This window comes from Vibrio sp. TH_r3 (assembly GCF_033101115.1).
Classification (GTDB): Bacteria; Pseudomonadota; Gammaproteobacteria; order Enterobacterales; family Vibrionaceae; genus Vibrio.
Genome location: NZ_JAWMPW010000006.1, coordinates 159,888 through 184,064 on the forward strand (window position 1 = coordinate 159,888; position 24,177 = coordinate 184,064).

At 39.7% G+C, this 24,177-nt stretch carries 19 protein-coding genes and 1 tRNA gene; 12 read left to right on the forward strand and 8 right to left on the reverse strand.

Going from position 1 to position 24,177, the window contains the following annotated elements:
• Nucleotides 1–22: 22 nt before the first annotated feature.
• The gene (locus tag R3X26_RS08260) at nt 23–184 is read right to left on the reverse strand and encodes a hypothetical protein (protein WP_317716794.1); all 162 of its coding nucleotides are present in this window, start codon (nt 182–184) and stop codon (nt 23–25) included.
• A gap of 110 nt (nt 185–294) precedes the next feature.
• Between R3X26_RS08260 and R3X26_RS08265 the strand changes: the two genes are divergently transcribed.
• Nucleotides 295–792 (forward strand): C40 family peptidase, encoded by a 498-nt coding sequence (locus tag R3X26_RS08265; RefSeq protein WP_317716796.1) that lies wholly within the window; start codon nt 295–297, stop codon nt 790–792.
• Here R3X26_RS08265 and R3X26_RS08270 read toward each other — a convergent pair.
• Complete coding sequence (locus R3X26_RS08270) at nt 789–1,133, reverse strand: DUF3802 family protein (RefSeq protein WP_317716797.1); 345 nt, start codon at nt 1,131–1,133, stop codon at nt 789–791. The genes R3X26_RS08265 and R3X26_RS08270 overlap by 4 nt on opposite strands.
• Before the next feature lie 256 nt (nt 1,134–1,389).
• Between R3X26_RS08270 and R3X26_RS08275 the strand changes: the two genes are divergently transcribed.
• Nucleotides 1,390–2,253, forward strand: coding sequence for a fructosamine kinase family protein (locus R3X26_RS08275; protein ID WP_317716798.1), 864 nt, complete (start codon nt 1,390–1,392; stop codon nt 2,251–2,253).
• Between the two features lie 10 nt (nt 2,254–2,263).
• Here R3X26_RS08275 and R3X26_RS08280 read toward each other — a convergent pair whose 3' ends face one another.
• On the reverse strand, nt 2,264–2,884 hold the full coding sequence (locus tag R3X26_RS08280; RefSeq protein WP_317716800.1) for a riboflavin synthase subunit alpha: 621 nt from the start codon (nt 2,882–2,884) through the stop codon (nt 2,264–2,266).
• A gap of 110 nt (nt 2,885–2,994) precedes the next feature.
• Between R3X26_RS08280 and R3X26_RS08285 the strand changes: the two genes are divergently transcribed.
• Nucleotides 2,995–4,365 carry an MATE family efflux transporter gene (locus tag R3X26_RS08285; RefSeq protein WP_317716801.1) on the forward strand — a complete coding sequence of 457 codons (1,371 nt, stop codon included), beginning with the start codon at nt 2,995–2,997 and terminating at the stop codon, nt 4,363–4,365.
• A gap of 124 nt (nt 4,366–4,489) precedes the next feature.
• Here the strand turns inward: R3X26_RS08285 and R3X26_RS08290 are convergent, their stop codons facing one another.
• Nucleotides 4,490–5,338, reverse strand: coding sequence for a DNA ligase (locus tag R3X26_RS08290; protein WP_317716802.1), 849 nt, complete (start codon nt 5,336–5,338; stop codon nt 4,490–4,492).
• Between the two features lie 277 nt (nt 5,339–5,615).
• On the opposite strand from R3X26_RS08290, the gene R3X26_RS08295 reads away from it, so the two are divergent.
• Nucleotides 5,616–5,692, forward strand: a tRNA-Val gene (locus tag R3X26_RS08295).
• Between the two features lie 102 nt (nt 5,693–5,794).
• On the opposite strand, the gene R3X26_RS08300 is transcribed toward R3X26_RS08295, so the two are convergent.
• The gene (locus R3X26_RS08300) at nt 5,795–6,217 is read right to left on the reverse strand and encodes a DUF3859 domain-containing protein (protein ID WP_317716804.1); all 423 of its coding nucleotides are present in this window, start codon (nt 6,215–6,217) and stop codon (nt 5,795–5,797) included.
• A gap of 306 nt (nt 6,218–6,523) precedes the next feature.
• Between R3X26_RS08300 and R3X26_RS08305 the strand changes: the two genes are divergently transcribed.
• The 6 genes from R3X26_RS08305 (at nt 6,524) to R3X26_RS08330 (ending at nt 12,391) form a co-directional block, all read left to right on the forward strand.
• A complete protein-coding gene (locus tag R3X26_RS08305) occupies nt 6,524–7,816 on the forward strand; it encodes an extracellular solute-binding protein (RefSeq protein WP_317716805.1) in 1,293 nt (430 codons plus the stop codon).
• A gap of 73 nt (nt 7,817–7,889) precedes the next feature.
• The gene (locus R3X26_RS08310; protein ID WP_317716806.1) at nt 7,890–8,771 is read left to right on the forward strand and encodes an ABC transporter permease subunit; all 882 of its coding nucleotides are present in this window, start codon (nt 7,890–7,892) and stop codon (nt 8,769–8,771) included.
• 89 nt (nt 8,772–8,860) lie between these two features.
• Nucleotides 8,861–9,703: a sn-glycerol-3-phosphate ABC transporter permease UgpE gene (gene ugpE, locus R3X26_RS08315; RefSeq protein WP_317716807.1), complete on the forward strand. Its 843-nt coding sequence runs from the start codon at nt 8,861–8,863 to the stop codon at nt 9,701–9,703.
• Between the two features lie 40 nt (nt 9,704–9,743).
• The gene (gene ugpC / locus R3X26_RS08320) at nt 9,744–10,823 is read left to right on the forward strand and encodes a sn-glycerol-3-phosphate ABC transporter ATP-binding protein UgpC (protein WP_317716809.1); all 1,080 of its coding nucleotides are present in this window, start codon (nt 9,744–9,746) and stop codon (nt 10,821–10,823) included.
• A 10-nt stretch (nt 10,824–10,833) separates the two neighbouring features.
• Nucleotides 10,834–11,613, forward strand: coding sequence for a DeoR/GlpR family DNA-binding transcription regulator (locus tag R3X26_RS08325; RefSeq protein WP_317716811.1), 780 nt, complete (start codon nt 10,834–10,836; stop codon nt 11,611–11,613).
• 67 nt (nt 11,614–11,680) lie between these two features.
• Nucleotides 11,681–12,391: a glycerophosphodiester phosphodiesterase family protein gene (locus tag R3X26_RS08330; RefSeq protein WP_317716812.1), complete on the forward strand. Its 711-nt coding sequence runs from the start codon at nt 11,681–11,683 to the stop codon at nt 12,389–12,391.
• A 195-nt stretch (nt 12,392–12,586) separates the two neighbouring features.
• On the opposite strand, the gene R3X26_RS08335 is transcribed toward R3X26_RS08330, so the two are convergent.
• On the reverse strand, nt 12,587–13,093 hold the full coding sequence (locus R3X26_RS08335) for a M48 family metallopeptidase (protein WP_317716814.1): 507 nt from the start codon (nt 13,091–13,093) through the stop codon (nt 12,587–12,589).
• A gap of 228 nt (nt 13,094–13,321) precedes the next feature.
• Between R3X26_RS08335 and R3X26_RS08340 the strand changes: the two genes are divergently transcribed.
• On the forward strand, nt 13,322–13,555 hold the full coding sequence (locus R3X26_RS08340) for a glutaredoxin family protein (protein ID WP_317716816.1): 234 nt from the start codon (nt 13,322–13,324) through the stop codon (nt 13,553–13,555).
• 14 nt (nt 13,556–13,569) lie between these two features.
• On the opposite strand, the gene R3X26_RS08345 is transcribed toward R3X26_RS08340, so the two are convergent.
• Nucleotides 13,570–13,923 (reverse strand): MmcQ/YjbR family DNA-binding protein, encoded by a 354-nt coding sequence (locus R3X26_RS08345; RefSeq protein ID WP_317716817.1) that lies wholly within the window; start codon nt 13,921–13,923, stop codon nt 13,570–13,572.
• 171 nt (nt 13,924–14,094) lie between these two features.
• On the opposite strand from R3X26_RS08345, the gene R3X26_RS08350 reads away from it, so the two are divergent.
• Nucleotides 14,095–14,667: a nucleoside triphosphate pyrophosphohydrolase family protein gene (locus R3X26_RS08350; RefSeq protein ID WP_317716819.1), complete on the forward strand. Its 573-nt coding sequence runs from the start codon at nt 14,095–14,097 to the stop codon at nt 14,665–14,667.
• Between the two features lie 773 nt (nt 14,668–15,440).
• Here R3X26_RS08350 and R3X26_RS08355 read toward each other — a convergent pair.
• Nucleotides 15,441–24,177: cadherin-like domain-containing protein (locus R3X26_RS08355; RefSeq protein ID WP_317716820.1), on the reverse strand; the 8,737-nt coding region annotated here is incomplete at its 5' end.

A 24,177-nucleotide genomic window follows, 5' to 3' on the forward strand; every position in this document is an offset into this window, starting at 1 on the left:
GGGCATTATTGGTGGATAGAGGCTAAGCTTGTTTGGATAACTTGTTAAATTCTTTACCTATATCGTCCATAGCTAATTTGTTGCTGTACGACTGGACCATGACTAATATAAAAAATGAAATAAAGATAGTAACCATTGTTTGAATAAGGGAAACCGAACCGAGTTTTTTAACAAACTTAACCATGAGTTATCCAATGAGCTCAATTATAATTTGCTAGGCATACTATATGCTCATTATGACAATTACATTACTAACATTTCCACCCATAAACTCTAGCTGACTTGGCGAAAAAAATGAAAAAAACATTAAAAATCAGCACTTTAATATCGGCAATGTTATTATTATCAGCTTGCACCAGTAACAAAGCGATTAATACTTCGCCTAAACAGAACGATTCAAAATCAGCTCATTCCATACTTCATCAATCCGATAACATCGTATTCGTGGACCCTTTTAAGACTTGGCAAGGTACTCCATACAAATATGGCGGCGCAAGTACAGATGGGGTGGATTGTTCGGCATTCGTTCAAGCGGTAATGTTGGAATCTCATAATAAATCACTGCCGAGAACAACTTATCAACAAAGTTTATTGGGCAAGGAAGTTGCTTATTCTCAAGCTCAAAGTGGTGATTTAGTGTTTTTTAAAACCGGAAGAAAACAACGACATGTAGGGATTTATTTGGGCGATAATGCCTTCATGCATGCGTCCACTTCCAAAGGTGTTATTATTTCTAGGCTAGATAACCCGTATTGGGCATCAGTGTTTTGGCAAATAAGAACCATCGATTAGTCGTATTGACCAATAGCACTATCGAATAGGTTTTTTAATAACGCGACATACTCATCCAAAAAAACAATTTGTTGATTGGTCGCTTTTTTTTTCCATGCTCCTTCAAGTGCTTCTCCTAAATCAGCTAAAACAAAATCGGCTTCTTTAAGTAATTTAAAACGCACACTAGAATGTAATTCAGGATTTTGGTCAAATATTGCCATAATATTTGATGCCATCATATCGGTGACCACATCTTCAACGGTTTGATCTCCTACGTCGTGACCACGTGAAGAAAATAGGTCTAAATTAAACGTTAAGTGTTCAATTAGTGCTAAATATCCATCGGTATCTATAACCACTTACTTACTCCAATTTATCGGTTCACAACATCGCAAAATGGCTTGTGTAAACAATACTAATTGATTCGCTAGAAAGCAAAATTTATCTCGATGTTTGAGCACGTAACTCGACAAAATTAAGTAATCAACACACGACCAAATTTCAATAGTTTGCACTTGATCAACAAGTAACCCTCTTAAAAACAAGGTGATTTCTGCTATTTACGTTACACTATTCTAAACCGTTGTAATCTATACTCAGCATGAGGAGATTTATATGTGGCAGGCAATAGCTAAACAACTTTCAGATACCCTACTGTTTGATTTTAAAATCATAGAAAAAGAGAAAGTGAATGGTGGCGATATTAATGACTGCTATATGATCAGTGATGGAGACCAACGCTACTTTATCAAATGTAACTCGCGCGATTTTTTGACTATCTATGAGAGCGAACAAGATAATCTCTGCGCATTAAGAGCAACAAATACTATCTATATCCCCGAACTTGTGCATGTTGGCCATAGTAAAAACAAAGCATTCATTATTTTGAATTACCTGCCAACGAAACCTTTGACCGATGAAAAATCGAGCTACCAACTTGGCGTTCAATTAGCCAAGTTGCATCAATGGGGAGAACAAAAAGAGTATGGGTTCGATGACGACAATTATATTGGTGCTATCGTTCAACCAAACGCATGGAATAAGAAATGGTGCCGATTTTTCTCTGAACAGAGAATTGGTTGGCAGCTACAATTGCTAGCAGAAAAAGGCATCAGTTTTGGAGATATTGACGATATAGTCGCTTTAGTTAACCAAAAACTGTCCAAGCATAACCCTAAACCGGCATTACTGCATGGCAACTTAGCACTTGGCAATGTTGCAAACTCACCTTTTGGCCCACTGTGCTACGATCCAGCGTGCTATTGGGGAGACCGAGAGTGCGATCTTGCCATGACGGAATTATTTGCTCACTTCCAACCCGAATTTTATCGAGGTTATAATAATATACTTCCTATCGACACTGACTATGCTGAAAGGAAGCCAATTTATAACCTCTACCATGTCCTTAACCACTGCAATTTATTTGGTGGACATTTTCTTGCACAAGCTGAGCAAATACTAAACTCACTAACTGAGTAACCGCGTTAGTTTACAGGTTGTTGTCGGTTCGTTGAGCCAATACCCGCTCCACCGTATCCACTATAGCCTGAGTTTGCGGGTCGAATTCAATATTCACTCTATCACCAATCACTCTTTGTCCAAATAATGTTCGTGTTAGCGTTTCTGGGATTAAATGTACACAAAACTGATTACCTGTTACTTTACCTATCGTTAATGAACAACCATCAATACCAATATAGCCTTTATCTAAAACATATTTTATTTTATCTTCAGGTAGTTGAAACCAAATCGTTTTATTATTAGTCGTGGTTTCTATATCTGTAATTTTTGCGGTTAGTGTTATGTGACCCGACATATTATGCCCGCCAATTTCATCGCCAAACTTAGCTGCTCGTTCAATATTAACTTGGTCGCCTTGTTGCAGTAACCCAAGGTTAGTGTTTTGTAAGGTCGCTTGCATCAAATCAAATGAAATTAACTGTCCATTAATCTTTGTAACAGTTAGGCAACAGCCATTGTGAGCAACCGATGCACCTATCGATAACCCCAGCAACATTTCTTCTGTCAACTGCAAAACATGAGTTTGAAATGCTTGTTTTTTGTTTATTTCTATCACTTGAGCAGTACCGGCTACGATTCCTGTAAACATTAAGATCCTTAAATAAGAGTAAATGATGATATATATGGTGCTAATGATGACATTTCTTTATCATGTCAGCCAGTTAGTTGACGTTATAAATGTAATTTGGAGAAAAACACTTGCACAGTTACAAAAACGAAGCAAAAAAATTAGTCTCATTAGCGACGCCTGTGCTACTCGCTTCGATAGCCCAGACAGGTATGGGTTTCGTCGATACCGTAATGGCTGGTGGTGTGAGTGCGACAGATATGGCCGCTGTCGCCGTCGCTTCTAGTATTTGGTTTCCAACCATTTTATTTGGTATGGGTTTATTAATGGCTCTCGTCCCAATCGTTGCTCAACTCAACGGAGCCAACAAAACTCAGCAAGTGCCTATGGAAATTTTTCAAGGGTTTTGGATGGCGCTATTTTTGGTTGCACCAACCCTGTTGGTGCTATTTCAAACCGAATCAATTTTAACAGCCATGGAAGTGGAGCCAATTTTAGCGGAAAAAACAATTGGTTATATTCATGCTATGATGTGGGCCATACCTGCATTCTTACTTTATCAAGCGTTAAGATCGTTTACTGATGGGATGGCAGTAACAAAACCGGCTATGATTATCGGGTTTATAGGTTTGTCGGCTAATATTCCCCTAAACTGGGCATTTGTTTACGGCAAACTTGGCATGCCTGCATTAGGCGGTGTTGGTTGTGGTGTGGCAACAGCGATTGTCTATTGGCTTATGTTTTTCTCTATGCTGGTTTATATATTAGTCTCCTCTAGACTCAAACAAGTCAAGCTGTTTGCAACTGCTTATATGGCTGATTGGTCCGCACAAATTCGATTGTTCAAATTGGGTTTACCTGTCGCTTTAGCGCTATTTTTTGAAGTAACATTATTTGCCGTTATTGCCCTTCTAGTTGCTCCGCTTGGTGCGACGGTGGTTGCTGCGCACCAAGTTGCAATTAACTTTTCATCACTAGTATTCATGATACCGTTAAGTATTAGTGTTGCCGCAAGCATTCAAGTTGGCCATCGCTTGGGACAAGAAAATACCGATGGTGCAAAAGTAACCTCTCACGTTGCTTTAATCTTGGGTATTGCCTGTTCTGTCGTGACCGGTATTCTAACGATCGTACTAAGAGACCAAATATCAGCCCTTTATACTTCTGATCCTTCGGTTATTATTATCGCTACTCAATTACTAATTATCGCCGCGATATATCAAATCACAGATTCAATACAAGTTATTGGTGGAGGAATTTTACGTGGATATAAAGACATGCAAGCCATATTTATATGTACCTTTGTTGCTTACTGGATACTTGGCTTACCTACTGGCTACATTTTAGCAAGTACAGACCTAATCGTGGATAAAATGGGTGTATATGGCTACTGGCTGGGGGTTATTGTTGGTTTAACCAGTGCAGCAATAATGTTGAGTTTACGTCTACGTTGGATGCACAAGCAAGCTCCTTCAACTCAATTACAGTTTGCATCACGCTAATTGAGGCATTGATATAACAGCTTAATAAGTAAAACCACGTGGTAATGACACACTAGCGAGTCGCACAAACTCAGTAATAAATAGGACGTAGGCATAAAGTCGACGTCCTACAAACCGACAAAGGTTACTCTGCTTGCCTAACCCGAACAAAACGGACAAATCTCGGTAGTCCTGTACTAGTAAATCCATTGTGACGATAGGTAATCCGCTCACCTAAAGCAGGAGGTTCAGAACGCAATAAATCGGTAAGCCCTGACCCTACAGATAAAATTCGTCCATCGTCTAATTTAACAATCAATGCACCAACTTTACCTTGGTACTTCCCATTACCTTGTTTATAACCAATTATCGTAGCTTCGCTGTCCATATGTTTTTTAATTTTAATCGGCTTAACTAGTGAACTAGATTGTTGGTGAATATTACGTAACATTAATCCCTCTCCACCAGTGTTATTGGTGCGTTCTAGTCTCTGCATTAAAGCCTTATGGGATGTTACCGGAGATTGTGCAATCAGACCTACATGGTTTATTTGCAATTTTTCAACGAGAGCAAACAGCTTTTCATAACGTGACCTAAAATCTACATCGCCATTAGGAAGATCAAACAACATATAGCGAATGTTAGCCCACTGCTGTTCATTGGGGTTATGATCCAGGACGGTATTTTGCACCATATCAAAGTTACCCTTTCCAGCCCACAACTCACCTTCTAATTGAATATTGGGTAAGCTTTGAATAAACCATTGTGGAGCATGAATTTTGTTTCCTTTGCGAGTGAGTAACTCTTTTCCTGTCCACAAAGCTCGAATTCCATCTAATTTTTCACTTACCCAATAATGGCCAAGCTCAAATTCTGTTTCAGCCAAAGGTTCAAGTACAGATAATGACATTTTTACGTCTGCTACCGCAGGAAGCGGATACCAAAGGGCAGAAAGGAAACACGCCATCAATGATAAGGAGTTTTTTGTTTGCATCAACTGAATCACTCTTAATTAAAATAGATGAATTACAGTAAACAGAAAACACACAAAAAACTTGAATAGAACAACAAGGTGCGACAAGCCATACTATTCATCACACTTATATCGTCATTCTTAACTAGAAATCTGATGTTAACACACCTAAATAGTTAACCATTTGATGCATATTTAGTCATAGTGGTGATATTGCAACCATACAGTTCAAGTATATGAAAAATATACTTGAACTACGCAGCGTGAATCGTTAATATTCATCTCGTTCAAACAAGAAGCTCGCTTAGCTCAGTTGGTTAGAGTACTTGCATGACATGCAAGGTGTCACTGGTTCGAGTCCAGTAGCGAGCACCAATTTTGTGAAAAGCCCATACTACGGTATGGGCTTTTTCGTATTATAAGCAAGCTATTGAGTATAAAATTGGTCGGTTGTCAAAACTAACCAAATTTAATCGCTTAAAAACCTCTAGTCTTCCAAAATTGTCCTTCATCTTTTGCATACAAATTAAAGGTTTTTTCTGCCACTACTTGGCCTTCTAGCTCCACCACCATCCGCCAAGAGCCCAGTTTATTTTCAATCGGCAACCAAATAGTATCGCCTAAATAAAAATCCCAGTCGTTATTATTAATATGTTCCAGACCAGAAAAAGGCGCCATCACCTCTCCCTCATCCGAACTAATTCCTGGATGGTAAATACAGAAATGAATTTTTTTACCTTTCGCTTTTTTGATATTGAGTATAAAACCAAATTCAACATCTACCTCAGCCGGAACCTCAGTGGTGAAATCTAATATTTTAGGTAATTGTTTAGATTTAGAATCCCATGTTGAATAAATTCCATAGGAAGTCATAGTAATTATTGCAGAGCGTTTGGCCATAATCGGAAACTATATAATTAAAATTAAAGTTATAAAAATCGACTAAGGATTATATCAGCTTAGGTTTTTATAGATACTACCTACCCCACTTCGCTTAAAAATCGGACCGACCTATCACGCTATATTATTCATTCCTGCCATTATTTAGAAACAAATCATTCATTAAAGTTAAATTCGAGCGAAACATAAATGTCATGTTTTGACTCGATTATAGACCCCAAGCGAAACACCAACACGTTCGCTCGAAACCTACAACATATAATATTGGGTTTTACGGACGATTTTTCATAAACAAGGGAAATAAAAATGAAAAAAATATGGCTAGCTGGACTACTTTCGGCAACGGTAACCGGTAGCGCATTTGCAGCAACTGAAATCACTTGGTGGCATGCAATGGGTGGACAACTTGGAGACACTGTCAATAAGATTGCAACAGATTTTAATGCGTCACAATCGGATTATAAATTAGTACCGGTTTACAAAGGTACTTATACCGAAACGTTAACAGCAGGCATCGCCGCCTATCGTGCCAATGAAGCGCCAAACATCTTACAAGTATTTGATGCTGGTGCAGCGACCATAATGAATGCGAAAGGTGTCGCAAAGCCAGTACAAGACGTAATGATTGAATCTGGTTACCAGTTTGACTCTGCATCTTACTTGTCTGGTGTAAGAAATTTCTACGCTGATAGTGCAGGAAAAATGGTAGGAATGCCATTTAACAGCTCAACTCCTGTGCTTTATTACAACAAAGATATGTTAAATGAAGCGGGTGTTGACGTTCCAAAAACTTATGAAGACATGGAAGTAGTCGCAGAAAAGTTAAAACAAAAAGGCCATGCGGCATTCTCTCAATCGCACACCCCTTGGATCTTTTTTGAAAACTTTAAATCGCGCCATAACCAACAGTTAGCCGATAAAAATAACGGTTTTGATGGCCCAGCAACAAAAATAATGTACAACACCAAAAACCTTAAGATGCACTTCTCTAAAATGAAAGAGTGGGCAGATAAAGGTTACTACAAATACTACGGTAAAGATTGGGCTGCGAACCAAACGCCATTTGAACAAAAAGACGTAGCAATGTGGATTGGTTCTTCGGGTTCTTTTGGTGGATTAAAAGAACGTGTTGATTTCAATCTAGGCACAACTTTCCTTCCTTATTGGAAGTCGGTAAACGACAAACCGGGAGTAACCTTCATCGGTGGAGCGGCGTTGTTTGCTCTCTCAGGCCACGAAAAAGACCAAGATAAAGCGGTTGCCTCATTCTTCAATTACTTGACCAGCCCTGAAGTACAAATGTACTGGCATAAAACAACTGGCTATGTACCTGTTACTAACGCTGCATACGAACTTACTAAGCAATCGGGTTACTACCAACAAAGCCCTGATGCAGAAGTTGGTGTACAGCAGCTTAGTTTGTCGGGTGGAGAATGGACTAAAGGTTATCGTTTAGGCTTTTACCCACAGATTCGTGAAGTGATATATCGCGAAACCGACAAAATGTTTTCTGGTGAGTCTGAAGTAGACGATAGCCTCGAGAAAATCAATGTCGAAGCGCAACAATTGCTTAAACGTTTTGCTCGTACAGTTAAGTAATTAAGCCCGGCCCCAACAGCGGCTGCTGTTGGGGTTTTTTAATATTTTCAATTTAATATCAATAGGTATTCTTGTGGAACGTCGCCAACATTTTCGACACTCTCCTTTGCCATATCTTCTTTTGGCGCCGCAAATAGTCATTATCGCTATTTTCTTTGTTTATCCTGCCGCCAAAGCGGTCTACCTTTCATTTATGCTCGAAGACCCTTGGGGAATGTCGTCTGAATTTGTTTGGTTTGAAAACTACCAGATGATTTTTTCATCTACTGAGTATTTAAAGTCGGTAGGCTTTACCTTGTTTTTCTCGATTATTGTCTCATTTTGTTCGTTAGCTTTAGCGCTGCTATTAGCAGTTAAAGCCGACAAAATCATTCATGGACAAAGCATTTATCGCGTAACGTTAACGTGGGTTTATGCAGTGGCACCTGCCGTTGCAGGGATTATGGGCTACTTTATTTTCAATCCAAACATTGGTCTGTTTGTCGATTTTTTCCAACGAATTGGATACGACTTCAGTTATCAAACCAATTCAACTCAAGCCACTTTTATCTTAATTATAGTGTCAGTATGGAAGCAGATTTCGGTGAACTTTGTCTACTTTCTTGCCGGTTTACAGTCTATCTCTTACGCAGTGAGAGAAGCCGCCACACTCGATTGTGAAAGTGATATTAGACGCTTTTGGACGATCACTTTTCCTCTTTTAGCCCCTACAGGCTTCTTCTTGCTGGTAATTAATATGACTTACGCCTTTTTTGATACGTTCGGCGTTATTGACACTATGACAGCAGGTGGGCCAGGAGGCTCAACGACATCTCTCGTTTATAAAGTATTCTCAGATGGCTTCGTTGGCGCTGATCTAGGCGGTAGTTCTGCTCAATCAGTCATTCTTCTGCTGTTGGTATTATTTTTGACATTTTTGCAGTTCAGATTCGTTGAAAAACGCGTTCACTACTAAATTGGTGCGAGTTAACGTCTGTACCGCTTCTCATCTGTACTCATTAACACCGACACCAATTAATATCTGAGTTATTAAAGGAAAAACACATGAAATCAAATCACTGGAGTGATCACCTTATCTTACTATTGGGCGCATTAATTATGCTGTTGCCGATATGGTTGATATTTGCCAGTTCCACCCACGAATCAGCCAGTATATTAACGGACGGTCTACAATTCTGGCCTGGTGATAAAATGGTCGATGTATACCAACAAGCATGGACAAAAAGTCAGGGCTTTTCAAACAGTGTCACGGCTAAATCGATGATTATCAATTCATTTATTATGGGTTTTGGCTTTGCTGCCGGCAAAATTGTTATCTCAATGTTTGCTGCCTATGCATTAGTTTATTTTAGATTACCTTGCGCATCCGCGTGGTTCTGGCTAATTTTCATCACCTTACTTTTACCACTTGAAGTGCGCATTATCCCATCTTACGAAGTGGTATCGAGCTTGGGTATGTTAAATAGTTTTTCTGGCTTGATAATTCCACTTATCGCTTCTGCAACGGCTACCTTTTTCTTTCGCCAATTTTTCAAAACCATTCCTGATGAGTTACTTGAAGCCGCCCAACTGGATAATGCAGGGCCGGTACGCTTCTTCATTGATATTTTACTACCACTATCTAAAACCATGATGGCTGCAATTTTTATCATTATGTTTATTGTTGGCTGGAATCAGTATTTATGGCCAATCATGATGACGACTGATGAAAGCTACAGCACTATCGTTATGGGAATAAAACAGATTCTTAGCAACATTAACGAAACACCAAAACCTCAATATAACTATGCCTTTGCCATGGTAATACTCGCCATGCTTCCTCCTGTACTGGTGGTCATAGTTTTCCAACACTGGTTTGTTAAAGGCTTGGTAGAAAGCGAGAAATAACCTCAATTTAACTTGTTCTACACAGAACAAAGGAATCACAATGTTAAACATACAAAAATTAGTAAAAACCTATGAAAACGGTCATCAAGCCATCAAAGGAATTGACCTTAGCATCGAAAAAGGTGAATTTATCGTCTTGGTGGGACCATCGGGGTGTGGTAAATCTTCTATTCTACGTTCAATCGCGGGGCTAGAAGCGATTACCGGTGGCGAACTTCACTTAAATGGCCGACGTGTTGATACCATAAAACCAGCTGAACGTGATATAGCTATGGTATTCCAAAACTATGCACTTTATCCACATATGAGCGTTTATAATAACCTTGCTTATGGGTTAAAGAACCGTGGCGTAGATAAAGCTACGATTGAACAGAAAATTAAACAAGTAGCTAAGACTCTAAAAATTGATGCCTATTTGGATAGAAAGCCATCTAAATTGTCTGGCGGGCAAAGACAGCGTGTAGCGATGGGTAGAGCGATAGTGCGAGATCCGCAACTGTTTTTGTTTGATGAGCCTTTATCAAATTTAGACGCATCGCTTAGAGCTCATATGCGTTTACAGATTAAAAAATTACAACGTGAACTGGCGGTAACTAGTGTTTACGTCACTCACGATCAAGTTGAAGCCATGACGTTAGCCGATCGAATCGTGGTACTTAATCTAGGTGAAATTGAGCAGATTGGTACGCCTTCAGAAGTCTATCACCAACCTGCCAGTAAATTTGTCGCAAGCTTTATGGGCAGTCCGGCTATGAACTTTTTTACCGCTAAAATACGCAGAGGTAAACTTGTTATTGGCAATCAAGAATTAACATTATTTGATTACGCTCATCTAACAGACCAAGATATAACATTGGGAGTAAGGCCTGAACACATAGAAACTAGCGCATTTTCTGAAGGGTTAGCCCTCTCTATACAAATCAGTGTCATTGAGCCATTAGGCCCGAATCAGTTAGTACATGGTCATTTTCAAGGCCAACCCGTGATTGCAGTGACACCTGAGTATCCATTCGATCTAAAACAAGCATTATCTCTTGGTGTTGCAGCTAAAAATTTACATTTGTTTGATAGCCAAGGCAAACGCATTGCTAACCACTCCCCTTTACAACGTGCTGGGTAAATAACGTTTAATGGTCAATCTAGTCACTTTATCAGTAAGACAAAAGCAGATATTGAGTTATGTACAACAGACGAACGGTGTGTTGTCTAGCTCTCTATTGTCAGATAAATTTAACGTGTCGGTGCAAACCATTCGCAAAGATATGAACGAATTAAGTGATAAAGGTTTAGTGCGCCGAGTACATGGTGGTATTTCACTGCCTAGTGACAATGACAACCTGTCATTTAGCAAACGTGAATTGGTTAACGTTGCAGCGAAGCAAGGTATCGCACAAAGTGTGGCACGGGAAATCCCTAAAGGATGCAGTATTTTCTTAGGCATTGGTACGACGCCTAAACAAGTCGCTCATGCTTTGTTAGATCACCCTGGACTGACCGTCGTGACCAATAATATCAATGCTGCCCTCACCTTAAGCCGTAATCCTAATATTGAGGTTTATTTAGCGGGCGGTATTGTCAGACCCTCAGATGAGGACACGGTAGGCGAAACAGCTACGGATTTTTATCGTCAATTCAATATAAAAATAGGCATCGTTGGCGTAGGTGGCTTAAATACCGATCAACAAGGTCAATTGCTAGATTTCACGCCACACGAGGCGTCACTGACTCGGGCAATCATCACCCAAAGTAGCCAATGCTGGTTAGTGGTTGATCAAAGTAAACTAACTCGCTATGCGCCTATCGTCAGTGCCCAACTGAGTGAGATCGACCGCATATTTACTGACCAAATAGACCAAAAACTTACTACTTTATGCTATGACAACAAGGTCGATATAGTGATTGCCAACTAGGAAATTGCTTGGAGTACGTTGTTTAAGTGACGACCCATTACCCGATTAATAACCAATGGACATTATTATGCAAACAAACATTGTTGGTCATCGAGGACTGTCTGGACATTACCCTGAAAATACCAAAGCCAGTATATTGGCTGCGATCGAGTCGGGACTAAAATGGATAGAAATTGATATACAACCCACTAAGGATGATCAATTAGTGGTCATTCACGACCATACTATAGACCGATGCAGCAATGGTTCTGGTAGAGTCGACAGTTTCACTCTAGCAGAATTACAGCAGTTTGATTTTGGCGCGTGGTATCACGATGACTTTGCAGGAGAACCCATCCTGACTTTTTCAGAGTTACTGGATCTGGCTAAATATTATGACTTGTCGCTAAACATCGAAGTAAAACTCGACACAGACTGCGCTGTTTCAGTGGTCAATACTATGCAGCAACAGCTAGAACTCGCGAATATAGATAAGCATAAACTGCTTCTATCAAGTTTTTCTGATGCGGTTATTCGCCAGTTATCGGTGCAATGTCCCGACTATTGCTTAGGTGTGATTGGCGACAAGTTAACGGAGAAAAACTTACGCCTATTACAAGAGGCCAACGCATTCAGTTGCCATCTTAATTATAAGCATATTACAGCTAAGGATATTGAGACTCTGAAACGTCTAGGTTATCAAGTATGGTGTTTTACCGTTAATCAAGCAGAGCAATTTCCATTACTAGCAAAAGTGGATGCTATTTTTTCTGATTTTCCGCTAAAATTTATAAAATGAAAGCTTATAAGATCATGAAATTAAGACAAATTCGCAACCATACAATTAGCCTGAGATTCAACTTAACAGCTCTTACATTTCAATTAAAAACCATCACATGATCAACCAAGGGTGATACCACCGTCAATAAAGGGCAAAGACACGCCCTTTTTTGTTCTCTATTTGAGTGCATACTTGTTAAGTTTGATTGTTCTGTTAGCGCGAACTGTTTTCTAATTCTTTTACTATCATAAATAACCTCGCGTCAAACTCAAGTTGGTGATAGTCGGGTTCCATATGACAACACAGCGAATAGAAGGCTTTATTGTGTTGTTTTTCTTTAAGGTGCGCTAATTCATGTACCACCAACATTCTTAACAAAGGCTCAGGCGCATGTTTAAAAACACTGGCGATACGAATTTCATTTTTTGATTTGTACTTTCCACCATGCGCTCTTGAAACAAATGTATGTAAACCTAGCGCATTATTAATGAGGTGGATATTTGAATCGTAGATCACTTTACTTAACGGTGACGATTTTTTTAAGTAGCGATTTTTGATCCGGATAGCATAGTCAAACAACGCCTTTTCACTCTTAATTTGATGGTCATCAGGGTACCGTTGGGTAAACCAATTGATAAACTGATCGGAGACAATCAGACTCTCAATTTGCTGAACAAGATTTTCCGGATAGCCGTGGATATAACGTAGAGACGAATGCATAATAGAAATTAAAGTAATAAAAGCGTTATTATACGCAAAATCGTTGGATTTGCATTGCAGCGATAAGCAAGTAAAACCTGATGAACATAGATAAACAGTGTAATTAAGGTAAGTAAATGCAAACAACAATATATAGAGCTCAGGGTAAGCGAGTGGTAAGCCACTGCTAAAATAAAAACCCTGCCCTTAACAAGAAATAGCCCGACAAAAAAATTGACAGGAAATAGCATGAAAAGAGTTGTTTTATACGTTGCCGATAAATGCCCTCATTGCAAAGATGCGCAAAAATACCTCGATTCCAAAGGAATCAAGTACCGACTAACTAATGCAAAAATGCAGAGAGGTCGTAAAGAGCTACAGGCTATGGGCGCACGTTCCATTCCAGTACTTAAAATTGGTGATCAAGTTATGGTTGGTTGGAATGCTAAAAACTTCGACCGTATGTACGGTAATGGTAACTAAGTCCACCGCTCGCTTCAATTGAATTCAGCTTGCACTTTTTTTGGCAATGACGATTTGACCAATGCATAAGAATCGTCAATTAACCCTTGTAACATCGCCCTATTTTCTACCTGTGCAATATCAACCGAAATCCAATGTTTTTTATTCATATGATAGCCAGAATAAATCTCATCATATTGCTCAATAAGAAATAATACATCATCTGGTTTGGCTTTTAAGTTGATAAAGTATTTGCCATTTCGGTATCCAATCAAAGCAAACATCTTACCCTTAATTTTAAAAACTTGCGTATCGGGGCCAAATGGGTAGCACTCTTCGCTAGCAACTTGGGAGTGTAGATGTTGTCGACAGTTATCGAGTCGCTCCATAATAAAACGCCCTTTTCATCGAAAAATAACTCACAATAAGATCATGTTAACCCTTTACTTTAATTGGTCAACAATCGATAACCGAGTTCTAGTGCTCGAACGGTTTTCAAACTCGGTAAGCATAACTTTTATGTTATTATCTCATCACCTTATTCACTACGGACAATACTAATGAAATTAACCAAGTTAACTCAGCCAATATTCGATCATATTTATCGCGATATTAATGAGTTTCGTGTCACATTCGATCTCCCTGTAGACGACATCACTTCGATGAACGAAACTTCAGATGCACTGCATTCTTCACTTATTATTGAAGAGTTAACTGAACTTGCTCAGGCGGATAGTAAAATTGAACAGGCTGACGCGATTGTTGATAGCATATATGTGCTTATGGGACGTTTAGTTCACCTTGGCGACAAGAAAGTCGAGGATAATCTGGCCATCAGTTACTTTATTGATATTCTGTTAAATGCCGCTGACAATCTTTCTATCAACTTTATTCCATGTTGGGACGAAGTACACTCAAGTAATATGAGTAAAGTCTGTAAAGATCAGGCTGAATATTTAGAAACTGAAAAATTTTATGCCGAGCAAGGGATTAAACTAATGGCGGTTGAGAAAGGTAATTACATTATCGCTAAATGTGCGGCCGATTTTGTCTCTGACTCAAAAACGATAAAAAAAGGAAAAGTCCTCAAATCTATAAATTACCGTCCAGCGGATCTCAGCCCATTAGTTTAATTGGTAATTCAAATCTGACTATCTCATTGTATTTTCATTAATTTTAGGCAAAAAAATGCGCCTTCTTCAATGCCAGGAGAAGGCGCGAATGCCTAACGAAAGTAGAACGAGAATGTATCTATATTTAATAATGCCAGTTACATGCCAACTTCAAAAAAAATATAACTCATTGTTTTTAAAAAAGATTAATTAACTCAATGTTTTTATTATCATCCTCAACGCACTAGAATAGTGCTTGCTGCACAAAATAAAGTAGAAATCAGCTCATATAACTCTAGTAAAAACAAACAGTTCAATGGGTTGAATGATTATTATCCCATCATTTACCTAGAAGCTGGCTACTCTATAACGGTTGTTTAAAAAATATGGGGATGTTGTTTAAAAATAGATCGCTTCACAACCAGATTGTTTTGATGCGATTGGAGACAAAATAGCGGGTACAGAAAAAAGATAAAAAAATGCGCCTTCTGCGGTTAAGTAGAAGGCGCGAATGCCTAACGAAAGTAGAACGAGAATGTATCATTATTACTATTGCCAAATACATGCCATGTTTTAAATAATCATATCTATTTGATATTAAAGAAAAAATATAAATTAGTTTATTTTCAAATACTTCAATCTGCACTACAACTGCGCTTATTGCTCCAGTATCGAACAAATACTTATGTCTATTTCCATCACAATATTGTGTAAACAGATATAGTTGCTTCAATCGTAAACAAAAAACCCTCAACAACTGTTGAGGGCTTATATTAGTTTAATGGTATCGATTGTTAGTCTTTAACTAAATTTATCAAATCATTTTGATATAGATAGTTAACCAAAGATGCGCTGTCAGTCCCACCTGCATATGAATCGATAAACTCACTTTGATTCTCAATCGCAATGGTTTGAACCACTTCGCCTTGGTTTAAAACGTTAATATTAACAGTGCTATTATCGCCTTCAAACTCGACAGCAATATTAGCCAAAGTATCTTCAAGCCCATTATTTTCAAAATCAAATAAATCTGAGAAATCCAATACATCGTGTTGATCACCAGAGATTTGGAAGTCCTTTATTACATCCACACTAGCAGTCGTATCTAAGCTATCTTGGGTCCATGTGAATGTATCCGAGCCTTCGCCACCATACAGCACATCTGACCCTTTACCGCCGTCGAGAATATCATCTCCCGCACCACCATACAGTACGTCATCGCCTTCATTACCTTGCAATACGTCATTACCGTCACCACCAAAAATAACATCATCGTATTGTGTTCCAGTTAGTGTTTCATCAGAGTCTGAACCATATAAGTAACTCCCTACACCAGATAAATCCCAACCACCGTCTAAATCATCACCAATATTATCAACGCTAGAATCTAACTCAATGTTGATGTCTACTGGCTGCGATTCAACAACCGATCCACTAGAATCTTCACTGATAGCAACAATACTCAGGGTTGTTGATTCACCAAGGTTACTTATTTGTAGATCATCAATATAGTTCGCATTAGGCACAGTAATGGTGACTTGATTATCTGACACCACTAAGGTTTGGCCGTCTATCGATAAGCTCGCATCATTTGGAATATTAGAAATAACCACCTTGATATTTTCCGAATCATTGGCGTTAACTAACATTGGCATCAACCCTAACAGGGAAATAACGCCAGTGTTATTAGAAGCTATAATATTTCTTGCTTGTGCTGGTACAAGTTGTAGCTCAGTTTGATTAGAAACGGCAAGCGATAGATTTGCACTGTCGCTTTTTGCCCCTTCAGCATCGGACACTTTATAGCTGATATCAATGGTACTATCATCAGTTAACGGTATGAAAGTAAACGAACCGTCTGCGTTTTCAGTTACGGTTACTTCCGAAGTATTAACGACAATATCACTGGCTTGAACGACTAATGAATTCAAGTCGGAATCAATATCGGTAGCCGAATTCAGTAGCTCTTCCTGTGTTAGCGTAATAGAGGATCCTGAACCAATACTCTCTTCTATACTATTATCAGTAAACGATGGCGCATCATTTACTGGCAATACTGTAATATCGAAACTGTACGTTTCGGCATTGTGCTCATCGGCTATACCAGAACTAGCCCCATTGTTATTACCATCATTAAGATCAACATTTACCGAAACGGTACCATTAAAGTCACTTTCTGGAGTGACCGTAAACCCGCTCGCTAGTAACGCGTTAATTTCTGCTACAGAGTTGCTCAGTGTGTAAGTACCATCTAAATTATCAACCACCCAACTTGGCGCATCATCACCAAATGAAATAGAACTGTTATTAACCGATAATGTAAGGGTATAACTGTCTTGCGCGTCCGTGTCACCAGTATCAGGGTCTGCAACAGAGATGTTGTTGATTAAGATTGAACCATCTTCCTCTATTTCTGGTGCATAATTGTCTGGCGCTTCAATTGTCGGCTTATCGTTTATTGCATTAACCGTAATATCGAAACTATACGTTTCGGCATTGTGCTCATCGGCTATACCAGAACTTTCTCCGAAGTTGTCACCATCATACAGATCGGCTGTAACTGAAACTGTACCATTAAAGTCGCTCTCTGGTGTGACAGTAAAACCATCCGCTAATAAACTGTTAATCTCTGACAATGAATTGGTAAGTGTATACGTGCCATCTAAATTATCTACCACCCACTCCGGCGAGTTATCGAATGAAATATCGCTGTCATTCACGCTTAACGTTAATACATAGTTATCTGATCCACTTACATCATTTGAGTCAGGATCTTGAATTTGTATATTATTAACAAACAGTGCCCCATCTTCGTCTATTGCAGCCGTATTGTCTTCTGAAGCAGAAATAATCGGCTTATCGTTGACGGCAGAGATATCGAGTGAAACCGTGCTCTCATCGTACATTTCGCTCAGCACACCGTTGTCATCACTGTATACTTTTATGTTGAGCACTGGATTGCCATCAGAATCAACGGCACCAAACCAATCATCCTCCGAATCTTGTGTCGTCCAGGTATCATTATTCACATCACCAGAGTTAAAGACAATTTCCTTAAGTACACCGTCTTCAGCAGAGACTTTCCACTCGCCGGTATAGTTACCATCATCATCTAACACCTGAACCGCTGTTCCTGCAATACCGTCTGGAAGCGAAATGGTTGCGCCTTCTGGTACATCACTAATAATTACCGTTATGGTTTCGCTAGCATTTTCTGTATAAGTACTGCCTTCTCCAATAGACAGCTCGTTATCAATCACTTTAGCATTGATTTCGATGACAACGTCAGCCCCTTCTGCCGCTTCCTGTGGTTGTAAAATTCGGCTATCGACTTCATCACCAATTGGAGTAACTATCAGGTTAATTTGGCCACTTTGTTCGATGGCTTCACTGGTTGATGACTCTTGACTATAAACCACATAGTTAAGAGCCGCGGTACCACTAAAGTCTTCTGCTGGTAAAATTTGGATACCTTCTAAATTAATCTCTGTGGTTCCTTCAGCAAGGTTTTTAAGCTGTATACTCCATTCACCATTACCATTGTTTTTCACTACAAACTGATTCTCAAAAGCCGAATCAACAACGAGTAAAAAGTCTTCAGGCATATCAGTGATTTTTACCGATAGAAACTCTTCTGAACCATCAGTGTCGGCTAAGGTGAACGTCATATCTTTAAGTGAAATATAACTGTCTTCCGCACCTGTTATGTCTACATCTTCTGTAGAATTAATACCATCGGTAACCGCAACAATGTCAAAACTGACATTGCCTAAATCAACATTTTCAACTTGATCGGATACGGTTTGTGAGCCGCCTAGGTCATAAGTCGTGCTATCAACAAGTGTCCCAGAAACGCTTAATGTAACGGTTTCTGCGCCCACATTAGCATTGGGTGTAAACGTTAAGTCAGCCAGTACATCATCTACCGTCATACCACTATTCAACTCATCAGAGTTAATAGTGACACTTTGTACATTCCCACTGCTATCGTAACTAACGTTAAACGCGGCTGACGAACCGTAGCTACTAAGGTCATTTTCAAATCCTAATTGACCAAGTTCCGGATTATTCACCTCAATTGTCACTCCAGCAAAGGATTCAATACCACCATCGGTCAATGAATCACTGGTATCTGACAAGGCTCGACCCAAGTTTAGATGAACGATGCCATCTTCATAAGCGGTATTAGTTTGTGGATCGGTTGGCTCATCCCCAAAATCGGTATAATTATCGGTACCTTCTACCGTAATAGCTGCGGTTCCTTCATCTACTTGTGGCGCAACTTGCACGGTGAAATTGGCCGTTTCAACTCGCTCATCACCGGTCTCTTCATCGGTAATAACAATAGTCACGGGTAAGGTAAAATCACCCGAATAATCATCGGGTAATGATAAAGTGAGCCCTTCTAATGCGTTTGATGGAATACTGCCATTGCTACCCAGTTCAAACTCGTAAGCCATTGATCCATTAGCAAAGTTCTCTTCACCTGTGATACTTAAACCTGGCATATCAACAAATGGAGCATTGCCTGTATGGAAAACAATAGAAACCACATCGTTTGCGGCTAATGAATCGTCAAACTGCAACACACCAGAGTTGGTCAAGAATTCGCCTAGATCATAATCCGTATCTTCTGTTGCGGCAATAATTTGCGATTCATCCACTGTTACTGTAGTGGCCGTTTCTCCGTCTAAATCGTCATCTGGATCTGGATCATTAAATTGCACAACCATTGATGTGGTTTTTTCTACTTCCCCACTTCCTTCTAACTCATCACCTTCATCGACAACTTGGCCAGTAAAGTTAACGGTTAGATCAACAATCTTGCCATCGGCATCTTTCAAGCCATCTGGTGCATTAATAGAGAAGTTTTCTTCATCAGTGATTGTCCACGTTCCATCACCATTGTTTATCGCGCCTTCAACGTATAATTGATCTAATAGTGCTGCTTCCTCGGCATCAATGATGTTGCCAAAACCAAAATCCATGACCAGTTGATCGACTTTTTCAACCGAGGAGTTATCACTTTGCTCGAAGTTAATCGAAAAATTGTTGCTGTTGTTCTCATTAATAGAGAAGCTGATTTCACCGCTATCAACAACGTATTTGTCATCAATAATATTAATGCCATCGTCGTTGAGGAGAGGGTCAGTATCATTATAGTCAACGGTTAAATTCGCATCCTCCTCTACTACAGGATTAACATTGACACTAATTTCGCCTTTAACTTCTTTTTCAACCGTATCAGTTATACCATCTAAGCCTGCGTCGACATCTTGCTCTACAACGGTGAGTACCGTCTTAAAACTAAAGTTCTCTGATGAGTCAGGAAGACCTTGAACCTGAATAACAAGGTTGTTTTCGGTTAACGCGACCCCTTCAGCTGCTTCAATGGTAACGCTAAGGTTTGCCGCGAAGATATAGGCTCCATCCACAGCGACCATAGCCAGACCTGTTTCATTATTGGTCAGTGTATAATCTGCACTTTCAGCTATCCTTACTGTCGCGAATTCGGTTGACAAGAGACCATCACCCGGACTAAGCACCACTTTGGAGACAAATTCATTATCGTCCGTCGTCGCACTATCGCTTAGATTCGCTGCCCAATCGAGGCTAAATTGCGAATCTTCATTGCCTGTTGTGCTGCTAGTATAGTCATCTGTGGTACTTATTTCTGGGTTCACTTCAACGATAATATCTTTTTCAAAAGCATACGAATTACCATCGTTTTCTGTTACCACAATTCTGGCAACCAAATTAATATCATCAGTAGTGTTAGCCGCAGGAACAATCTTAATATTATGACTTTCTAGCTGAGCTTCATATTTTGGATAGCCATTCTCTTCCCCAATATAAGTTAAGCTCACTTCACCGCCTGTAGATTCATCAATTATCTGGTAGTCGCCGGTATTATTGCCTTTATCATAGATAATAATTGACAAGGTTTCAGAACCGTCTGCACCTTGATTAATTTCACCACTGACAATGTCAAAATCAAGCACAGCTTCGCCATTTTCATTAATAGTAGTAGTAATACCTGTCAATGAACCATCATCAGCAGTGACTTGTTTCCAATCGTCATTGGCTTCAATAATAGGTTCGTCTGACACCCCTTTGATATCAACAAAAATAGTCTGGACTGGAATATCATCATTACTATTGGATACAGTATCACCATTGCTTAGCTCTGCTGTATCAACAATACTAAGTTTCACATCGAAACTAAAATCAACATTACTGTCTTGCGGCGGCGTTAATGTTGTTGTGCCGTTAGCGATTAATGCATAATCTACAACCAAATCCACAGATTCATTCGGCTCGATAATTTCGCCATTATCGTCGAGTAACAGCGCTTGACCGGCGACAATAAGTACATCATCGCCATCTGCATTAATATTAGAAATAATGCTACCATCAGGTAAACCAATCAGTTCAATATAAGCGGTTTCAGATCCATCATTAAGATCATCAAGTATGGTGACATCAATATGGTCTTGAAGCACAATCGCGGTATCTTCATCTACTTTGACACGTTCAACAACTAATGTCGCATCATCGGCAACTGGAGTAACATCGACAATAATTGAGGTTGAGGTATCGGCCGACGCAACCGCTGCATTATCATTTGACTCATGTGAAGTCGCGGTAACATTCAGTTCAATTTGACCTGCAAAGTTATCCGCAGGATTAACATAAACATTATCAATTTGATCGGCTGTAAACTCATAAACTCCATCAGAATTAGGTAAAATTGGTGTCCCATCACTGGTTTCTAGTGTATGTGTGACGCTAGGATCAGCAAAGCTCACTGTGTAGGTGATCGTTTCTGGTGTATTATCCGTATCTTGGTCTTGTGTCTCAGCAGCAAAGTTGAGTTTGATACTATCTGAATCTTCAGTCCCTGTTGGGTTGTTAACAAATGAATCAGTCCATTCAGGCAGGTCAGCAATAGCCTGAACTTCCACATTAATCGTAGTATCAACCTCTTCAGTGATAACCGTTGTTGAACCATCCGAGTTTTCGATAGTACGTTGTATAACAATCGTTGCATTCGCATCTATGCCATCACTGTCGGTTGCAAAGTTTCTATCTGGGACAAACACGATATTGGTGATGCTTAACTCGCTAGAGCCCTCACCGCTCACTTCTAGATTGTCGGCATCAATTACATTGCCTTCGATTGCTACCCGTGAACCGGTGTCGGGATCAACATAATAATAGGCCCCCCCTTCAGGGTCTTGAATAGTAATCGATTGAACGGTTTCTTGCGCATCGACGTCGCCTACATTAATAGATAGGCTGACGCTAATAGCTGGGTTCTCAGCGACGCCATAGTTATCATTTGAGTTAATATTTTGGCCAGCATCTTCGGTACCAATCGCAGATGCTTGCACAATAGTAGAATTGTCATCTTCAATAATCAGAGTCAGTTGACCGGTGTCTTGGTCACCATCACTGTCAGTTCCAACCACATTCAATACCGCATTGATGTCGCCCAATCGGTTATCGACTGAATCTTCAGCGGTAAAGCTAATTTTTCCGTTAGTTTTGACTGTTAGAGTACCAATTACTTCCCATTCATCCAAACCAACGACTTTGGCCGACACCGTCACTTGTTGATTGTTAGCGTTAATGGAAACCGACTCTCCGCCATCAAGTCTGAAGTTGCTCGTATCATCAACCGATATTTCGGTAAGAATAGCACCATCAAATCCCTTACTTTGGAACATTGAAGAATTAGCAGTCGTTTCACCTTCTTCAACGGTATAAGTTCTGTCGCGAAGCACAGGAACTTGATCGACAACGTCAACCACAAGATCGAGTTGCTCACTGGTATCATTATCGAAATCTGTCGCGGTTACAGGTAGGGTAATAGTTAACGTATCTTGCCCATCAATTTGATGATCCAGTGGTTTAAGTATCTCAACGGAGACTTTACCAAAATTAGCATCGGTATAATCTGAGTTAATTGTTAGATCCAGAACGGTTGTTTTAATTCCAGAGCTATTCACCGTGTAGCCACGGTAACCATCATCGGTTGCTTCAAAGAGCACCTCTTTGCCACCCGACATCAGATCAACATTAAGCACATCACCTGAACTATCAATTTGTGTGACGCTAATATCGTTAGTGTCGATTTCAAATTTCTCAATGTTATCTGAGCTTGGAGCCAGTATTATATTGCCAGAATCATCACGTCCGTTACTCTGATTGTTCTTTTCGTAAATCGTCAATTTATCGATAGAGCTGATTTGTGGATCTTCACCGTCTATAAGAGAAACAACGAAATTGGCTGAATCACTGTCTTGGTCAGTATCAGTCGCGATAACTTGTAACGTTAAGTCAATCTTATTGTTATTTGCTGAGCTGCTATCGGGGTTATCCAGAGGTAAATACTGTTCAACAGTAACATCACCACTATCCACATCCAAACTCACTTGCAACACTTTCTCGTCGGTTCCATCAATGTACAGAGTATAAACTGAATCAACGGTTTCTCCGCGTAGAGCTTGACCGCTACTGGTTAGATTATTTAGCTGGTCGTCAGATAAGCCTACAGTAACGCTATCAATATCATCGACACCTTGGGCAATAGACACCACATCTTCAACAACTATTGTCGCTGGCGTTGTTGCAGACATATCAACGGCTTCGGTTAAGGTGACGCTGCCACCAATGGTAATTTGAAGATCAGCACCATCAGCGATCGTAATATCAATGTTAGCCGTTTCAGGTACATCATCGGTTGATGTAGCAGTCACTTGATAACTAAGCTCAGTACCCTTACCATCTTCTTGATCAATAGGTGCGAACTGTGTAACAACATATTCACCACTGACTTGGTCAAACCGAAGTTCAAAAACCGACTCGTCAGATGTCTCCAAGGTAAGTACAGGATTATCGTCATCGTCTTTTGTGGTAACGAGTGTAAGTGGCTCACCATTTGACGTCCAACCAGTAATATCCGTTGTCAAAGCAATAGTTATAGCCGAACCGTCAACACCTTGAGTAATATTTACTTGGCCTGATTCAACTTGCGTATCAAAAGTGCCAGTACTATCTAATGTTTCAGTAAACGACTCACTATCGCCAACGAGTAATGTATCGTCACCATCTTTTATCGTTACAGTAATACCTGCATCGATTTGAGTACCATCAGTATCGGTAGCAACAATAGACAAAGGTAACACATTAGTGTTGTCTGTTAGCGACTGATCTAAAGGTAGATATTGGGTAACCTTGTAATCACCACTATTTTCATTTAGGAGCTCAAACGTTGCAACGGTATGCTTAACTCCGTCAGCATCAATGGTGTAAACGGTGATGGTTTTGTTTGAATCAGAAAGCGACCATTCTGTTGGTGAACCTTGGGTAGTTAAAGCGTTTAATAGACCAGTAGTACTGTCCGATACAGACCATTCAACACGCTGTATATTATCAACGCCTTGCTCAAATTCTACACTATCACTCGCTATAACTGCATGGTCTATTGAGCCATCAAAACCGACTACTTCTTGTAATTCAACTTCG